10 protein-coding genes are annotated in these 16,532 nt (G+C 61.7%); 4 read left to right on the forward strand and 6 right to left on the reverse strand.

Translation table 11 applies throughout. The features are described 5' to 3' along the window. Positions 1-26 precede the first annotated feature (26 nt). Positions 27-623, forward strand: a complete 597-nt coding sequence (locus tag ACWHTU_RS05685; protein WP_447862339.1) for an SRPBCC family protein — start codon at positions 27-29, stop codon at positions 621-623. Here ACWHTU_RS05685 and thiI read toward each other — a convergent pair. Genes thiI through coaE form a run of 3 tightly spaced genes read right to left on the reverse strand, consistent with a single transcriptional unit; the run spans position 583 to position 3,416 of the window. Continuing rightward, positions 583-1,785: a tRNA uracil 4-sulfurtransferase ThiI gene (gene thiI, locus ACWHTU_RS05690; RefSeq protein ID WP_447862340.1), complete on the reverse strand. Its 1,203-nt coding sequence runs from the start codon at positions 1,783-1,785 to the stop codon at positions 583-585. The genes ACWHTU_RS05685 and thiI overlap by 41 nt on opposite strands. A gap of 59 nt (positions 1,786-1,844) precedes the next feature. Then, the gene (gene trxB, locus ACWHTU_RS05695) at positions 1,845-2,768 is read right to left on the reverse strand and encodes a thioredoxin-disulfide reductase (RefSeq protein WP_447862341.1); all 924 of its coding nucleotides are present in this window, start codon (positions 2,766-2,768) and stop codon (positions 1,845-1,847) included. A gap of 45 nt (positions 2,769-2,813) precedes the next feature. Further along, entirely contained in the window at positions 2,814-3,416 is a 603-nt protein-coding gene (gene coaE / locus ACWHTU_RS05700) for a dephospho-CoA kinase (RefSeq protein WP_447862343.1), read from the reverse strand. A 179-nt stretch (positions 3,417-3,595) separates the two neighbouring features. Here coaE and ACWHTU_RS05705 point away from each other — a divergent pair, with 179 nt between their 5' ends. From ACWHTU_RS05705 to ACWHTU_RS05715, 3 genes are all read left to right on the forward strand, one after another. Then, positions 3,596-4,609 (forward strand): right-handed parallel beta-helix repeat-containing protein, encoded by a 1,014-nt coding sequence (locus tag ACWHTU_RS05705; protein WP_447862344.1) that lies wholly within the window; start codon positions 3,596-3,598, stop codon positions 4,607-4,609. 703 nt (positions 4,610-5,312) lie between these two features. Next, positions 5,313-7,949 carry an MGH1-like glycoside hydrolase domain-containing protein gene (locus ACWHTU_RS05710; RefSeq protein WP_447862346.1) on the forward strand — a complete coding sequence of 879 codons (2,637 nt, stop codon included), beginning with the start codon at positions 5,313-5,315 and terminating at the stop codon, positions 7,947-7,949. Positions 7,950-8,023: 74 nt separating this feature from the next. After that, positions 8,024-10,081, forward strand: a complete 2,058-nt coding sequence (locus ACWHTU_RS05715) for an amylo-alpha-1,6-glucosidase (RefSeq protein ID WP_447862348.1) — start codon at positions 8,024-8,026, stop codon at positions 10,079-10,081. Between the two features lie 138 nt (positions 10,082-10,219). Here ACWHTU_RS05715 and ACWHTU_RS05720 read toward each other — a convergent pair whose 3' ends face one another. From ACWHTU_RS05720 to ACWHTU_RS05730, 3 genes are all read right to left on the reverse strand, one after another. Beyond that, positions 10,220-11,059, reverse strand: a complete 840-nt coding sequence (locus ACWHTU_RS05720; protein WP_447862350.1) for an aldo/keto reductase family protein — start codon at positions 11,057-11,059, stop codon at positions 10,220-10,222. A 355-nt stretch (positions 11,060-11,414) separates the two neighbouring features. Continuing rightward, positions 11,415-12,998 carry a tetratricopeptide repeat protein gene (locus ACWHTU_RS05725; protein ID WP_447862351.1) on the reverse strand — a complete coding sequence of 528 codons (1,584 nt, stop codon included), beginning with the start codon at positions 12,996-12,998 and terminating at the stop codon, positions 11,415-11,417. A 10-nt stretch (positions 12,999-13,008) separates the two neighbouring features. Next, positions 13,009-16,410 (reverse strand): glycosyl hydrolase family 8, encoded by a 3,402-nt coding sequence (locus ACWHTU_RS05730; RefSeq protein WP_447862353.1) that lies wholly within the window; start codon positions 16,408-16,410, stop codon positions 13,009-13,011. Positions 16,411-16,532 lie beyond the last annotated feature (122 nt).

Consider the following 16,532-nt stretch of genomic DNA (forward strand, 5'->3'; position numbering starts at 1 on the left):
CGTTCTCACTGTAAAAAAATAATCCCATGCGCAGACCCGCTGTGGCTGTGACAGCCGTTCTGATGCTCGGGCTTTGCGGGACCGGTCCCTCAGCCGCGCGGGCGTCGCCCGCCGGGAGCTCGATCGCGACCGAGGGCGTTCGCGCGCTGGATGTTCGGCCCGATCCGGCCGTGGGCGTCCGGGCGACGGCCACGATCGGGGTTCCTGTCGCGCCGGCGATCTTACAGGCGGTTCTGACCGATTACGCCCGATGGCCTGAGTTATTCGAGGTCCGCATGCGTCTTATAAATGTGGAATGGCGGGACGGACGGGCCGTCACCGATCTCCGCATCCGGCACGCGCTGCTGCCGGGTGAGCGCCGGCTCCTCTGCGAATCGCGCGCCTTGCCGAACGGGGGATTGTTGACCACCTTGTTGGGCGGCGATTTCAAACGATATCAGCGCACCTGGCGGCTCGCGCCGGAAGGGGACGGCAGCCGGACGCGTGCGGACTTCGAGCTGATCGTGGAGGTGGACATGGTGGTCCCGAACTGGCTCGTCGCGCTCTCGCTCCGCCGCGAGCTGGAGGCGCACTTCCGGCTGGTCAGGGAAAAGGCGGTCGAACGGGCTGCGCAGGGAAGGTAACTTCCACGAGTTCCGCTTTGCCGAGACCCTGTTTGACGAGGGCGTCGAGATCGAAGCCGCGCTCGATTTTGCGGATCTGGTCGAGATCGGCCCTAGTGCTGGGATGCGGTGGGACGAACAGCCGACAGCAGTCCTGATCCGGTTCGATGGAGGTCTCGAAGGTCCCGATGCGTTGCGCCTGTTCGGTAATCTCGATCTTGTCCATGCCGATCAGGGGGCGGAGGATCGGCAGGTGGGCCGCTTCCTGGACCACGGTCAGGTTCTCCGGCGTCTGCGACGCGACCTGTCCCAAGCTGTCTCCCGTGATGAGCGCCCAGCACCGGTCCCGCCTCGCGAGTTCTTCGGCGATGCGCAGCATCATGCGGCGGTAGAGCACGACCCGATAGGCGGCTGGCGCGCCAAGCACGATGTGGCGCTGAATCTCGCCGAAAGGAATCAGATACAGCCGTGAATACAGTTGGTAGCGGGTCAGCAGCTCCACGATCTCGCGCACCTTCTCCTCCGACGCGCGGCTGACGAACGGCCGCCCGTGAAAATGGACAAAAACCGCCTGGCAGCCCCGCCGCATCATGCGGTAGGCCGCCACCGGCGAGTCGATGCCGCCGGATATCAGGCACGCGACCTTGCCGCTCACGCCCGTCGGCATGCCGCCAGGGCCGACTTCTTTCTTCACGGAGTAATACGCCTCCGAGCTGAGCAGCTCGACATAGACGGTCAGGTCGGGCTTCGTTAAATTCACTTTCTTGCCCGTCACCGCGCATAGGTAGGCGCCCAGCTCCCGCTCCACATCCATTGAAGTCAGCGTCAGGCGCTTGTCGGCGCGCTTGGCGGTGACCCGAAACGTCTGAAACGCCAGCCCCTGCACTTCGTCGGCGACGGCGATTTTCAGCGCGTCGAGATTCGGATGGATCAGATCCAACGGGACTGACTGCGCCAGCGAGAAGTTGACGACGCCGAAGACATGCGAGAGGCGGGTCTTCACCGGCTCCCAGGGAAGCGTATCGGGAAGGATCGCGCGAATGCGGCCGGGCAACGCGTCGACCCGTCTGACGCCGAGATCTTTGAGCGCCAGGCGGAGGTTGCGGACCAGGCGCTGCTCGAAGAACGACCGGTTCCGCCCCTTTAGGGCCAGCTCGTGATAGTGGAGGATCGCGCAGCGCATCGACTCATCACCCGTATCTGTCTGATGAAGCGTCTCTCGTGAGGTTCGCGGACGGCGCTTCACTCACCGAGCGATTCGAGATAGCGCTCGGCGTCCATCGCGGCCATGCAGCCTGAGCCGGCGGCGGTGACGGCCTGGCGGTACCTGGAGTCCTGTACATCGCCGGCGGCGAAGACGCCCGGCACGCTAGTCGCGGTGCCGTTTCGGGTGATGATGTACCCTTTTGCATCCATCTCGATCTGGCCTTTGAAGATTCCGGTGTTCGGGCTGTGGCCGATGGCGACAAAGACGCCGGCACAGGCGAGCTCCGAGGTCCGGCCGGTCACCACGTTGCGGAGCTTGACGCCGGTGACGACCTGATCGCCGAGAATGTCCTCGACGACACTGTTCCAGATGAAGGTGATCTTGTCGTTCTTGAAGGCGCGGTCTTGCATGATCTTGGAGGCGCGGAGCTTGTCGCGACGATGGACGACGAAGACGCGGGTGGCGAACTTGGTCAGGAAGATAGCTTCTTCCATCGCGCTGTCGCCGCCTCCGACCACCACCAGTTCTTTACCGCGGAAGAAGTAGCCGTCGCAGGTGGCGCAAGTGGAAACACCGCGGCCCAAGAGGCGGGATTCGTTGGGAAGATTGAGGTGGAGCGCGGAGGCGCCGGAGGCGATGATTACCGTTTTCGCCTCGATGGTCTGCTCCCCATCCACTGTCAGCCTGAGCGGCCTGCGGCTGAAATCCGCGGCGGTGACATCGCCCGTCAGAAACTCGGTGCCGAACCGCTCCGCTTGAGCCCGCATCTCCTTCATGAGTTCTGGACCCATGATCGCGTGCGCAAACCCCGGGTAATTTTCCACCTCGGTCGTCGTCGTCAATTGCCCGCCCGCCTGCCACCCTTCGATTACCAAGGGGGACAGAGCGGCCCGCGCCGTGTAGATGGCGGCGGTCAGCCCGGCTGGTCCCGATCCAATGATCGCGACGTTACGAACCATGAAAGGACTGTAACACAGCCGATCGGGAAGCGAAAAGGGGCGTCCTCACGCGCTGTGCCGCAAGTGTTCGAAAATCCGCGCCACTTCCCGGCGGAGCCGCGCCATCGGCAGGGTGCCGTCGAGCACGTAATCGGCCCGGCTCGTCTTCTTCCCCAACGGCATCTGGCTTCGAATCCGGCGCAGGGCTTCGGCGCGCGTCAAATGATTCCGCTGTTGCAAACGGGCGATCTGGGTCTTTCGATCGGCGGTGACGACCACGACCCTGTCCATACGTCGGTGCGCGGCGGCTTCGAACAAGAGCGGGACGTCGTAGATGATGACAGCGTCCGGGTCCTTGCGGGCGATCTCCCGCACAAGCCGCGCCTGCGCTCTGGCGACGCGCGGGTGGACGATGGCGTTGAGCCGGCGGAGTTTGGCGGGTGCACGGAAGACGATTGCCCCCAAGGCGCGGCGGTTGATCGTGCGATCGGAGTTGAGGATTCCCTTGCCGAATGTCCGCACGATGTCGCGCCAGGCCGGTTTGCCCGGTTCGACGGCCTGGCGGGCTAAGACATCCGCGTCGATCACCGCCGCACCGCATTCCTGAAACAGCCGCGCCACGGTGCTTTTTCCCGTGGCGATACCGCCTGTCAATCCCACCACAATCATGGGAGGGAGCCTAGCATGCGCCAAATGACCGCTACAAGGACGCCAGATCCAAGCGATCAGGCGTCACAGTTTAATGGTCATCGGGTAGCAGAATGGTTGGGCGAGCGGCGAAGGGAAAAGCTGAAAGTGACCATTGACTCCCGGACGCTCTTCCCTGTATCACCCTCAGCATGCGAGTCATGGGTCGAACCGGCATGCTGATATCGGCGCTGCTGTTGTTCGTCCGCGTCGGTCTAGCCGCCGGGGCGGAGGAGACGGAATCTTTCCGCACTTTGGTGGTGGCTCAGGACGGCAGCGGCCAATTCACATCGATTCAGGCGGCGATCGATGCGGCGGGGAAAGGCGATACCATCAGGATCAAGGCCGGCGCGTACCGCGAGGATGTGACGATTCATAGTAAGGAGCGGCTCCGGTTGATCGGGGACGGGATGGATCGGGTGACGATCCTGGGCCGTCAACGGGTCGGGGTGTTCCACATCGGCAAGTGGCCCTACGGAGCGTCCGACATCGAAATCAGCGGGCTGACGATCAACGAGCACGGCGGACATGCAATGGGCATCTTCAACGGTCGGGGGATCGTCCTGCGCGAGGTTCGCGTCAATGGGATGCTGTTCGGCCAACAGGTGCGGGAGGTGCGCATCGAGCATTGCACCATCGGCGGAAGCGAGACCACAGGGGTCCAACTGGCCGACGCCCACGCAGTCCTCCTCGGCAATGTCATCCATGATAACGACCATGGCGTGACGGTCGCCGGCCGGTCCGACGTGCGGTTGGAGCGGAACGTCATCACCCGCAACCTGTTCGAAGGCGTGGTCGTCATGGATAAGGCCCGTGCCGCGCTGATCAGCAACACGATCGTCAAGAACGGCGGAGGCGTCGCGTTTCTGGGGACCTCGCAGGGAGAAGTCACGGGGAATATCGTCGGGTTGAATAAGGTCGGATTTGTGGTCGCGCCGTCGAGTCAGGCGAGGCTTTCATACAATGCGCTGTATGCCAACGGGGGCGATTATCTGTGGGCTGGGGCCTCGCTCCGGCCGGCGCCGGAACTTCGGGCGGAGTCGGATCTGGCGGTAGACCCCCGCTTTGTGGATCCGGGCCGGGACGACTTTCGCCTCAGGCCGGATACTCCTCTTCTCAAGGTCGGCGGGTTTTCCTATCTCGGCGCGCTAGCTCCGATCGCTTCGGTTCCGTGAGTGTCCAGCCAGAAAAGCTCCAGGAAATTGAGCGGTTCCATCGAATTGCCAGGCCGGAGGTAAATCCTATGGTATGCTAACACTCAGAGGCCGGTCTTTAGAGAAAAGGGTCTGGAATTGCTCTCAGTGACATCCGTGGATAGGACCGGAGAAAGGCGTTACCGTGGCTAGCTACCGCTCGGAATTCGAAAAAGCCAGTGTTGATGGAATTCCCTCCCTGGATGAGCTTGAATCCGGCAGGCTTGTCGGGGCTGTCGTCCCAATGTCCGAGCAGGCTCAGGTGCAACTCCGAGACAGTATTGAGGTCATTGATTATCTCCTCCGTCAGGACACCGTGATCTGGAGTTAGGTTTCCCTGGATCCGGCCTGGTGGCTTCACCTGCCGGCGCTCACTCTTCTTCCCCTCGGTCCTCCTGTCATTCTGTAAGGGCTCCCCTAGTTTACTGTCCGTTTCCGGCGGACTCGTGCAGGCGATGCAGGGAGAGGCGTGGACGTTCGTCGTGAGCAAGCCTCCTTCGCGGCGCGTCTTGTGACGACGAAGGAGAAAGAAAGGACTTGCGCATATGATCCGGAAAGGAGCATCTTGGAAAAAACAATCGTGGCGCGGCCTGCCGCCGGCCGGTGAGGATCGACGCACCCTCGTGACAAAAAGGCGCACCAGGATGGCGCTGTTCAGCCGAGGATCAGCAGTCCGGGTTCAGGTATGACGGAATGGCAACGTCTGGAGGAGGATGCCCGTCGTGAACGACACTGGAAGCGATGGGGACCTTACTTAAGCGAACGGGCATGGGGGACGGTGCGCGAGGACTATAGTCCTGACGGGACCGCCTGGGAATTCTTCCCGCACGACCATGCACGGTCGAAAGCCTATCGATGGAACGAGGACGGCCTGGCCGGGTTCTGCGACCGGCATCAAATGATTTGTTTCGCCTTGGCCCTGTGGAACGGTCGCGACCCGATTTTGAAAGAACGGCTGTTCGGCCTGAGCGGCAACGAGGGCAACCATGGCGAGGACGTCAAGGAGTATTACTTCTATCTGGATTCGACGCCGACCCATTCCTACATGCGGTATCTCTACAAGTATCCGCAAGCGGTCTTTCCCTACACCCGACTGGTCGAAGAGAACAGGCGTCGCGGCCGGCAGGATCTGGAATTCGAGCTGCTGGACACCGGCGTCTTCGACGACGATCGCTACTTCGACGTTTTTGTGGAATACGCCAAAGCGACGCCGGAAGACCTGTTGATCCGCATTCAGGCGGTGAATCGGGGACCTGAAGCTGCCGAATTGACGGTTTTGCCCACCCTCTGGTTCCGCAACACCTGGTCGTGGGGACTGGATGTTCGGCGCCCCAGGCTTCGCAGAGGCGATCCGGTCTGGGACATGAGCGTCATCGAGTTCACGCACGACTATTACGGATATCGGCGCCTGCTCTGCGAGGGCCGGCCGGAACTGCTCTTTACGGAAAACGAAACGAACACGCGTCGGCTCTACGGCGATCCGGACGGGGCACGGTATGTGAAGGACAGTATCAACGACTACATCGTGCACGGCGACAAGGACGCGGTGAATCCCGACCAGATCGGCTCGAAGGCGTCGGCCCACTACGTGGTGAACGTGGAGCCGGGCGGAACCGCCACCCTTCGCCTCCGTTTTACTGATTCGACGGCGAACGACTTGCTGACATGGGAGGCCTTTGAATCCGTCTTCGCCGAGCGCAGGCGGGAGGCCGATGAGTTCTATGATGCCCTGGCACCCAGCGGCCTCTCGGAGGATGCCCGGTTGGTTCAGCGGCAGGCCTTCGCCGGCCTGCTGTGGAGCAAGCAGTTCTATCACTATGAAGTCGCCCGCTGGCTGAAGGGCGATCCCGCCGGGCCGGAGCCGCCCAAGGAGCGATTGAAGGGGCGCAATTGCGAGTGGACCCATCTGTACAACGCCGACGTCATTTCCATGCCGGACAAGTGGGAGTATCCCTGGTACGCCGCCTGGGACTTGGCGTTTCACTGCATTCCCCTGGCGCTCGTCGATCCCACGTTCGCCAAAGAACAACTGATTCTCATGCTGCGCGAGTGGTATATGCATCCGAACGGACAGATTCCCGCTTACGAGTGGGCGCTGGGCGACGTGAACCCGCCGGTTCATGCCTGGGCTGCATGGCGTGTCTATAAGATCGAGAAAAAACGCAAAGGCGTGGGCGACCGAGTCTTCCTCGAACGGATGTTCCACAAATTGCTGTTGAATTTCACCTGGTGGGTCAACCGCAAGGACGCTGAAGGCAAGAACATTTTCCAAGGCGGATTTCTCGGGCTGGACAACATCGGCGTGTTCGACCGCAGTGCGCCGCTTCCGACTGGCGGACACATCGAACAGTCCGACGCCACGAGTTGGATGGGCATGTACTGCCTCAACATGCTGGCGATCGCGCTCGAGCTGGCGAAGGAGAACCGGGCGTACGAGGATGTGGCGAGCAAATTCTTCGAACACTTCGTCTATATCTGCCGCGCAATCAACAACATCGGCGATGAACACATCGAGTTGTGGAACCGGGAGGATGGTTTCTTCTACGATGTCCTCCATCTGCCTGACGGGCGCAACGTTCCGCTGAAAGTCCGGTCGATGGTCGGCTTGATCCCGCTGTTCGCGGTGGAGACGCTGGACTCTGAGTTGGTGGACCGCTTGCCGCGGTTCAAGCATCGCATGCAATGGTTCATCGAGAACCGGCCGGATTTCGCCGCGCATGTGGAGACGCAGAGCCTGGACGGTAGCGTGCGGCGATTCTTGTCGTTGGTGAATCGCCGGCGGCTCCAGAAGGTCCTGCGCTATATGCTGGACGAGCAGGAATTTCTCTCTCCCTACGGGATCCGCGCATTGTCGCGATACCACCGGGACCATCCCTATACGCTCTCGGTGATGGGCGTGGAATACCGGGTGGATTATGAGCCGGCGGAATCCGCGACCGGCTTGTTCGGCGGGAACTCCAACTGGCGCGGCCCGATTTGGTTCCCGGTGAATTATCTGATCATCGAGTCGCTGCAAAAGTTCCATTACTACCTGGGCGATGGCTTCAAGGTGGAATATCCCACCGGCTCCGGCCGCCTGGCGCCGCTGAATCACGTGGCCGCCGAGCTGTCGCGCCGGCTTACGCACATCTTTCTGCGAGGGCCTGACGGCCGGCGCCCGGTATACGGAGGCACAAGGAAATTTCAGGAGGACCCTCATTGGCGGGATCTGATCCTCTTCTACGAATACTTTCACGGAGACAACGGAGCGGGGATCGGCGCCAGCCACCAGACTGGCTGGACGGCGTTGGTGGCGAAGCTCATTCAGCAAAGCGGGGAATAATTTCATGAAGCGTGTCTCGCGAATGACGAGAGACGGAAGACGAGATATGTGGAAACAGCGACCAGCCGCCAACGATGCGCGTGAATAAGGCAACCTGCCAGGACCTCGATCGGGCGCTCAGTCTCGAATGGCTTGAAACGAACGGGCGGGGCGGTTTCGCGTCCGGTTCCGTCGCCGGTGCCAACACGCGGCGGTACCATGCGTTGCTGCTGGTCGCGCGCCGGCCGCCGGTCGATCGCATCGCGCTGGTGAACCATCTCGAAGAATGGGTGGAAGTCGGCGGCCAGGTCGTGCCGTTGGCGACCAATCTCTACCCCGACGCGGTTCACCCGGACGGCTATCGACGATGTACGGGCTTTTCGACCGAACCGTGGCCGACGTGGACATTCGACGTACAGGGTGTCCCGGTGCAGCGGGAGATCTTCTACCCGCACGGACGGGATGCCGTCGTGGCTCGATGGCAGGTAAAGACCGTGTCCGGTCCACTGCTCTCGCTCAGGGTTCGGCCCATGCTCACCGGCCGCGATTACCATGCCTTGCACCACGAAAACGGCGCGCTGTTTCCGCAGGCGGTGATCGCGGACGGACACGTGAGCTGGAGTCCCTATAGCGACCTGCCGAGCGTCCGCGTTCTGCACAACGGGACCTATCGTCATCAGCCGGATTGGTATCGACGTTTGCACTATCCGGTCGAACGGGAACGCGGTCTCGATTGTGAAGAGGACTGGTGGTCGCCGGGGGAGCTGGTGTTTCATCTTGCGTCGGACAACCCGGTTTGGATGGTTCTGACCACTGAGTTGATCGAATCCGCGGATGTGGCGGCCTTGGCGGAAGAGGAGCAGCGCCGGAGAGCACGCGCAGTGGCGCGGGCGCCCAAGGGTAATCCGCTGGTCCGTGCGCTCTGGTCGGCTGCTGGCGCTTACCTGTCCGAGCGCGGCAAAGCGCAGACCGTGATCGCCGGCTATCCCTGGTTCACGGATTGGGGCCGCGACACGTTCATCTCGTTGCCGGGGCTCTGTTTGGCTCCCGGCCGCTTCGACGTCGCCCGGCAGATCATCGAGGCGTTTGCAACGCATGTGTCGCAGGGCATGATTCCCAACCGGTTTCCCGATGCGGAGGGGCAGCCCGAGTACAACACGATCGATGCGTCATTGTGGTTCGTCGATGCCGTCGGCCGGTATCTGGAGGCCACGAGCGACGAGCGTCATGTGCGCCAAACAGCCTGGCCCGCCGTCCGGCAAATTCTTGACGGCTATCGCGGAGGCACCCGCTACGGTATCCGCATGGACGCCGACGGGTTGATTGTCGGAGGCGTGCCCGGTACGCAATTGACATGGATGGATGCGAAGGTCGGAGACTGGGTCGTCACCCCCAGGCACGGCAAGCCGGTGGAGGTTCAAGCGCTCTGGGTGCGGGCGCTGACGGTCGGGGAAGCCTTGGCGACACGGTTCGAGGATCCGGCTTATGCGGCCCGTTGTCGGGAAGATCGCGAGCGTGCCAGCTCGTCCTTTCGCGCCCGTTTCTGGTATGAAGCCGGAGGGTATCTCTACGATGTGATCGATGGGCCGGACGGCGACGATCCGTCGCTCCGACCGAACCAACTCTACGCCGTCTCGCTGAACGACGGGCTGCTCAGCCATGAGCAGGCGAAGCGAGTGGTGCAGGTCGTGCAAGAACACTTATTGACGCCAGTCGGCCTCCGCACGTTGGCGCCGACCGATCCTCGCTATCGCGCCCGTTATGAAGGGGGCGTGACGGAGCGGGACGGCGCGTATCATCAAGGAACGGTCTGGCCGTTTTTGTTGGGTCCGTTCCTCACGGCCTGGATCAAGGTCCACGGCAAAACGGCCGCCGCGAAAAAGACCGCACAGGCGTTTCTCCAGGGAATCGAGCGACACCTCGGCGAGGCCTGTCTGGGACAGGTCTCGGAAATCTTCGACGGGGAAGCGCCGCACCGACCGCGCGGCTGTCCGGCGCAAGCCTGGTCGGTGGCGGAGCCGTTGCGCGCACTGGTGGAGGATGTCGGTGTGACTGGCATCGCGCGAAGACCGGCAAAGCTGGCCGGTGGTCGGTCTCGGCGGACCAGCCGAACCGCGCCCGTGAAGCGATCTCGCAAAAAAGGCGGCCGGTAGCCTTGTCACCGGCATATCCGCCATTGCCATCTGTCCGAACTCGACTTCCGCATGACATGGCCTTGTGGCGACTGATTTGGTGCCTCGGACCGAGGGGCCTGTCTGGAATGCCGGAGTCTCATTCATCGGATGTTCGGTCTACAGCGCGATGGTTTCTATCCGATCGAGTTCTTCCGGAGAGAGGGTGAACTGTTCGGCTTGGAGGTCTTCCTTCATGTGTTGCGGGTTCGTGGTGCCGGTCAACGGGAGCATGCCCACCTGCATGGCAAACCGAAAGATGACCTGGGCGACGCCGGTCCCATGTCGCGCGGCGATGGCGCGCACGTCCGAATCCACGAGGACTTGTCGATTGGCGGTCAAAAGCGAAAAGCCTTGATAGATGATACCGTGGATTCGACAAATCTCTCGCACCTCTTTATCCCATCCCAGCACGGCGTAACACCGGTTTTGCACCACCATAGGTTTGACGGTAGCGTGTTCGCACAGGAGAGCGAGTTGTTCAGCCGTCACGTTGCTGATGCCGATCATTCTGGTTTTCCCTGCCCGAAAGAGTCCTTCAATGGCCGCCCACACCTCCCAGTCCGCCTGACCCAAGCCTCGCCGCGAATACGGTCCGTGGAGAACATAGGAATCGAGATAGTCGGTGTGAAGGTGCGCTAACGAGCCCTCGAACGACTGGGCGACCTGGGTGGTCAGATCGGCCGTGGGATCGTACGGGATCCGGTGGTCATGGCCGTTCAGGGGTGTGAATTTCGTCTGAAGAAACAGGCTCTCCCGTGAGATGCCGTCGGCCGCGAGCAGCCGCAAGGCCTCTCCCACGCGAGGCTCGTCATAATGTTGCGGCTGATTGGCTGTGTCGATCGCGCGGAATCCGGCCCGCACAGCTTGCTGGACCAGGGCCGTGGTCGCCTCCTTTTTCCACGCCGTGCCGTACATGAACGAGGGGATCGGCACCTGGTTATAGGCAGTCAAGGTCATGTCGGCTCCTTGTGCACATGCTGGCCGTCGGGGCCCCGTGCCCGCGATTCGACCTCGTCGTCGGGTATAACGGGGCGAACGTAATAGACAGTATACACCGGAGACGGGCGAAGGAGCCTGAACGGCGCTCGTCGACTAGCGGGCTCCTCGGACACCTGCCGCCGATGACCGACGGCTGTGAGGCCGGATCGTCCACATCTTTCGGTCAATGGCATAGCCAACCGAAAGCGCCGAACAGAATACTTCCGCTCGACGGCAAGTCATCCTGGCCCGAAATATTCACGCCTTAAAAAATAGCGAGTGGCAAGTAGCCAATAGCTGTGAATGATTCACTGTTCGCCGTCAGCAAGGAAAGTCAGAACGTATACACCAGCAGCGCGTTCATCTGGAACCGGATATACACGGTGGCAATCTGGGTGAAGTCCGCCAGTACCTTGAACAGGAACCGCTGCGGAAGCTTCATGGTGTACGAGGCGTGGGCGTCGCCGCCGACCCGAAAGACCGGTGATTTCGTCGCCTCGTCGATGTACTGCACCGCCGGGCCGGCCGCCATGTACAACTCACCCTTGTTCTCGGCGACATAGGTGGCCGCGAAACGCGGGATCTGGTTCACGAAGACGCTGGGGCTGAAATAGCCGCCCGGCAGCGGCTCGATCACGCTGGGCCTGAAGCCGGACTGATCTTCGGTGTAGTGGGTGAGGTAGAAAAGATATTCCGCGTAGACGTCCCAGCGATCGTCCTGCCAGAACGGTACGGTGATTTTCATATCCAGTCCCACCTGGGCGTTGTTGTCGAGGTTCTCGGCCGAAACCCATCCAACGAACGGCGTCACGTCCACCCGCGCTTGGCCGGTCTCGAACGTCAGGTCGGAGTAAAAAAGCGTCGAACGGGCGAGGCCGAGGAGCGGGCCGGTCTTGCGCGATCCAACCAGGGCGGCGAATGAATCGTACCGGAATTCCCGTTTCACCCCGGGCCGGATCGTGAAGGCCGTCGCTTCATGCGTGAACTCGAATTTGTAGGCCAGCCCGTCGCCTCTGGTCACCCCGTGATACTCGAGCAGGGTGTCCAGGCGGATCGTCGGATTGAAGCGAAGCTGATTCCCGAGCGACAGGTATCCGCCCGACCGGTTCTCCGATGAATCCCAGAAGTGTTCGGCTCCCACTTCCAGCGTGCTCGTGGTGAACGGCGTCAAGTCCATCTTCCCGCGCGAGCCGAGCCGAAGGCCGTACAATTCGAAGGGTCGCTCAGGCTGGGCGAGGACGCCCATGATGCCCTCTACGGTCGGCTCCCGCCCTTTCATCATCTCGCGGCGCAGCACGGTCATGTCGCCAGGTTCGCGCCGCGAATAGTCCCGCGCGAGATTGGTGTAGTACAGCGCCTTGTCGTTGTCGCCCAGCCAGGCATAGGCCTTGGCCAATCCCCGATGGGCCTCGACATTGCGCGGTTCCTTCACCAGGACCTTTTCATATTGCGCGATGGCCTCCCGGCTGGTCTCCTTGCGCTTCGCCAGATGGGCCGCGTACTTCAGGCGCATGCGCGGGTCGTCCTTCCGCTTCAGTCCCATCCGGTAATACTTCATCATGTCTTTCTCGCGGTAGGCGTAACGCGACCATTCAAGTGCCTGCGCTTGTTTGAACGCGATCTCCGGGTCGTCCTCCCATTTCTCGAGATACCGGTCAAATTGTTCGATTGCTTTGTCCCGCAAACCCTGTTTTTCATACGCGAGACCCAGGCTGCGCATCGCCTCTCGATTGTCCGGATTCTTCTCGACGACTTTTTCGAACGCCTCGATCGCCGCCTTGTAGTTGCCGATCTCCATGTTCGCCCGTCCGCGGGACATGTACCAAGACTCTGTAAAGTCGGCGGCCCAGACGGATGCGCTCCAGAAGACCGCGCACAGCAGGCCTGCGGCGGAAAGCCTCTTGCTCAATCGGGGCATCGTGATGGCCTCATGAATGTGACTGTTCAATGGTGCTCGAAAACGCCAATTCCCACTCGGGCTCTCGAGGAAGCCGCGCATCGGCCTGCAAACCGACCCGGCGGAAAAGAAGGAGGACGCGGCGTTCGTACACGGGCCGGAGTGGCGCGTCGTCGTACACCGGGTCAAGGAAGTGCCACAGTCCCTCTTGCGGAGTCTGACCGTTCAGACAAATGACGCCGGCGCCGCGCGCGGACCAGTCGCGGACCAGCACTAGCCTCCGGTGCGATCCGACCTGGACATGTACGAGCCGCCAGGTTCTGCGGCGCGCGATACGACGGCGAGTCCGTCTGGCCGGTCGAAACCCGCGCGCGATCCCGCAAAAGAAAAGCCAGGCCATCAACATGTTGCTCCGCACGCGGTCTTCGTGTGCGTCCCGCCAGGTATTGGCGTCGGCAAAGAGATTCAAGATCAATGCCCGGCGCGTCTCCCGATTCACGTCCAGCATGGTGAGGCCGCATCGGTATTGACGGCCGATCCGTTCGTGATAAACGACCCGGCAGCGGCACGTGATGGGGCGCCGGTCATGCAGCGTGAGCTCGACAGAGGGCGGGATCGGGTCAGCGGATGGGGTGATGAAGGAGATGCCGGTCAAGCTGAGATCCGTGGTCTGCCCATGCAGGGTGAAGGTGTTGTCCTGCAGGGTGAAGGGCACAGATTTTCGCACCCGCTCTTCCGCGCGCCGTTGCGGCTTCTCCCAGGCGATGAGGAGTCCGGCCAGCAAGAGGAGTAGATTCAGCGAGGCCCAACTCAGGTTGAAGAAGTAGGCGTCTTTTTCGATGCCGAAGTAAAAGAACTCCGTCAGACCCTTGCCGATGGCGACGATCGTGATGACGGTGGCGAGGACGAGACCTTTCGCGGAATCCCAGGCGAACTTCCTTCGGTCTGACGTAAGCCCCTTCGGCGTGACCTTGAAGCCCAGCCGTTTGGGGAGCAGCAGATCGAACATGGATCGGAACAGGGGGAAGCTGATCGGCATTTCATAGAGAGAAGCCCAAAGCAGACGGGGCCAGCCGGGCAGGAGCGCGTAGGAGAGCAACGGCAGGACGACAAGAAACGGGAGCAGGTATGCGACCAGGATCGAGACCTCCGAGAAAATCGGATGGAGATGGAAGAACAGGTAGTAGAGCGGGGTGATCCAGAAGATAACTCGCGCGGCGGGAAAGAAAAAGTAATAGAGCGAGGCGAAATAACCCAAACGCTGCCGCAGTGTCAGCCCCCGACAGAACAGTGGGTTGTCCCTGAAGAAGATATGCAAGCAGCCGAGCATCCAGCGCCGCCGCTGCACGATGTAGGACGACAGGTTTTCCGCCGTCAGCCCGACGGCGAGATCCTTGTCCACGAACACCGACCGCCATCCCTTGGCGTGCAGGTGCTGGCTGGTGTGAATGTCCTCGGTAATGCTCATGAGGTTAAACCCGCCGATCTCAGCGATCGCGCTGCGCCGAAAGACCGCGCCGCTGCCGACGAAAAACGCGCCGTTCCACGGCGCGCGCCCGCCCTGAATGGCGTGGTTGAACAGATCCTGCTCGTTCGGAATCCGCGGCCCGGCGGCGAGCGCGCGCTGATAGATGTCCTGGTTGTAGAAGTGGTGGGGCGTCTGGACGAACGCCACCTTCGGGTCGGCGAAGAAGGGGACGGTTTCCTTAAGAAAGCTCGTGACCGGAATGTGGTCGGTATCGAACACGACCACCAGTTCGCCCAACGTGTGGGTCAACGCATGGTTCAGGTTTCCGGCCTTGGCATGCCGGCGAGGCCCCTTGATATACACGGCGCCGTAGTCGGCGGCCAGCTTGGCCACTTCCGGCCGATGCCCGTCGTCCAGCACGTAGAGACGCTTGTTCGCATACTCGATCGCACCGGCGCCGATGAGGGTCTTTTCGAGAATCTCGCACGACTCCGTGTAGATCGGGATGAAGATGTCTACGGACGGGGCGAAACCGGGCGGCGCCTGAGGGGGCGCGTGGCGCGGCTGTTTCCTTCCCAGTCCCACTTGCACCAGGAGCAGCACCACCGTCGAAAAGGCGTACAGCTCCGCCGCCCAGAGCGAGAGGCTGATGAACGGTCCGGCGGTCTCTACGAAGTTCAGCGTGTGGGTGAAACGCCAAACGAGATAGCGGCCGCACAGCATAAAGCCGCAGGCGAGAAACGCGAGCTGCAACAGCGGGTGGTACCGCGCCACGATATAGAGGCCGATCGTCACGAAAAACAGTTCCCAGGGGAAATGGGCGGCGAAGCCTTTGAAGTCGAACGGGCGGAGAAAGCCGAGGAACTCGTCGTAGGTCCGTATGAGATGCAGCTCGAATGCGCGCCCGAACCAGAGCCAGTTGTGGAGATAGTAAGGCGTGTCTTTCCCGGCGAGCGCTTTGCTGTGCAGCGGTCCGAGTTTCGTTTCGCTCAGGATACGGGCGAGATCGTGGCTTTCCTGGAGAGCGAGCGCGTGGACAGTCGCGTAGAGCGGCAGCCCTTCGAGCGTGGAGCGGGGCTCACCGGTCACGGTGTACTGGTCGAAGAATTTCTTGCGCGCTTGCCATTCTTTCCAAAAGAAGGCCAGCATCTGGCGTCGGAGATCCGCTTCCGCACGGTGGCCGAACCAATCGGCATCCACCGCCATCCGCCAGAACAACGGCACTGCATCATAGCCGAACTGGGCCGACGCGCCGGACTGCGGATGCTTCAGCAGCAGCTCACCGGTGCGCTTGTTGAGGTAGATGATTTCCGGCGGCAGCGGCAGCTTCTTCTCGAAGTAGAGCCACCGCAGGATCGCATAGGAACTCTCGATGAGCTGTCTCCACGGATGGCGCCGATCGACGTTCGCGAAGACTTCGTACGCATAGGGCGCCAGATAGGCCGTGTGGATCGTCGGATAGTCTTCCTGCGGCGCCCAGTTGCCGGCGGTTACGTAAGCCCGCCGGCCGATCGTCAGGACCTCCGTCTTCCAGATCGAATCCAGAATCGCGAGGGCGTCTTGCTCGTAGGTCGGCTCGTCGAATCGCCGCGATGCCAGGATCAGCGCCAGCGCGATGTCTGCGTCGGCGTCCGTAGCGGAATTGAGGGAGAGGACCTTGCCTTTCCATTTCCAGGCAAACAGCTTGTCGGGCCGGACCTGCAGATTCTGCTTCGTCCATGTCCACACGCTGGAAAAGGTCGGCCGGTCGTTCGACCACACGGCGCGCAGCATCGCATAGCTTTGGCCTTCCGAGGTCGTGATCCCGTTCTCGTCCAGGCTGATGACGCGGCCGTTCACGATGTATGTCTTCTTGTAGAAGCTCCAGAGGGCGGAGAGTTCATCCAACTGCCGGATGTACAGATCGCTGGAGGAGTGCGGAGTCTCGGCCAGGCCAGCAGCCGGTGCCGCGAGCGTCAGGAGCAACGCAAGGCTGCTTTGAACGACGGACGTGTATATGAGTCTCCAATACTGAGTCATGGACATAGCCTGTGCGACAACCCGACGCTGCCGTGATTAGCGTGGGTGAAGCGGCGGGAATGGAGCTG

The sequence above is a fragment of the Nitrospira calida genome, from assembly GCF_976986435.1.

Coding starts and splice junctions, on each gene's coding strand:
- ACWHTU_RS05685 (WP_447862339.1), top strand. CDS start 27: ATGCGCAGACCCGCTGTGGCTGTGACAGCCGTTCTGATGCTCGGGCTT.
- thiI (WP_447862340.1), bottom strand. CDS start 1,785: ATGCGCTGCGCGATCCTCCACTATCACGAGCTGGCCCTAAAGGGGCGG.
- trxB (WP_447862341.1), bottom strand. CDS start 2,768: ATGGTTCGTAACGTCGCGATCATTGGATCGGGACCAGCCGGGCTGACC.
- coaE (WP_447862343.1), bottom strand. CDS start 3,416: ATGATTGTGGTGGGATTGACAGGCGGTATCGCCACGGGAAAAAGCACC.
- ACWHTU_RS05705 (WP_447862344.1), top strand. CDS start 3,596: ATGGGTCGAACCGGCATGCTGATATCGGCGCTGCTGTTGTTCGTCCGC.
- ACWHTU_RS05710 (WP_447862346.1), top strand. CDS start 5,313: ATGACGGAATGGCAACGTCTGGAGGAGGATGCCCGTCGTGAACGACAC.
- ACWHTU_RS05715 (WP_447862348.1), top strand. CDS start 8,024: ATGCGCGTGAATAAGGCAACCTGCCAGGACCTCGATCGGGCGCTCAGT.
- ACWHTU_RS05720 (WP_447862350.1), bottom strand. CDS start 11,059: ATGACCTTGACTGCCTATAACCAGGTGCCGATCCCCTCGTTCATGTAC.
- ACWHTU_RS05725 (WP_447862351.1), bottom strand. CDS start 12,998: ATGCCCCGATTGAGCAAGAGGCTTTCCGCCGCAGGCCTGCTGTGCGCG.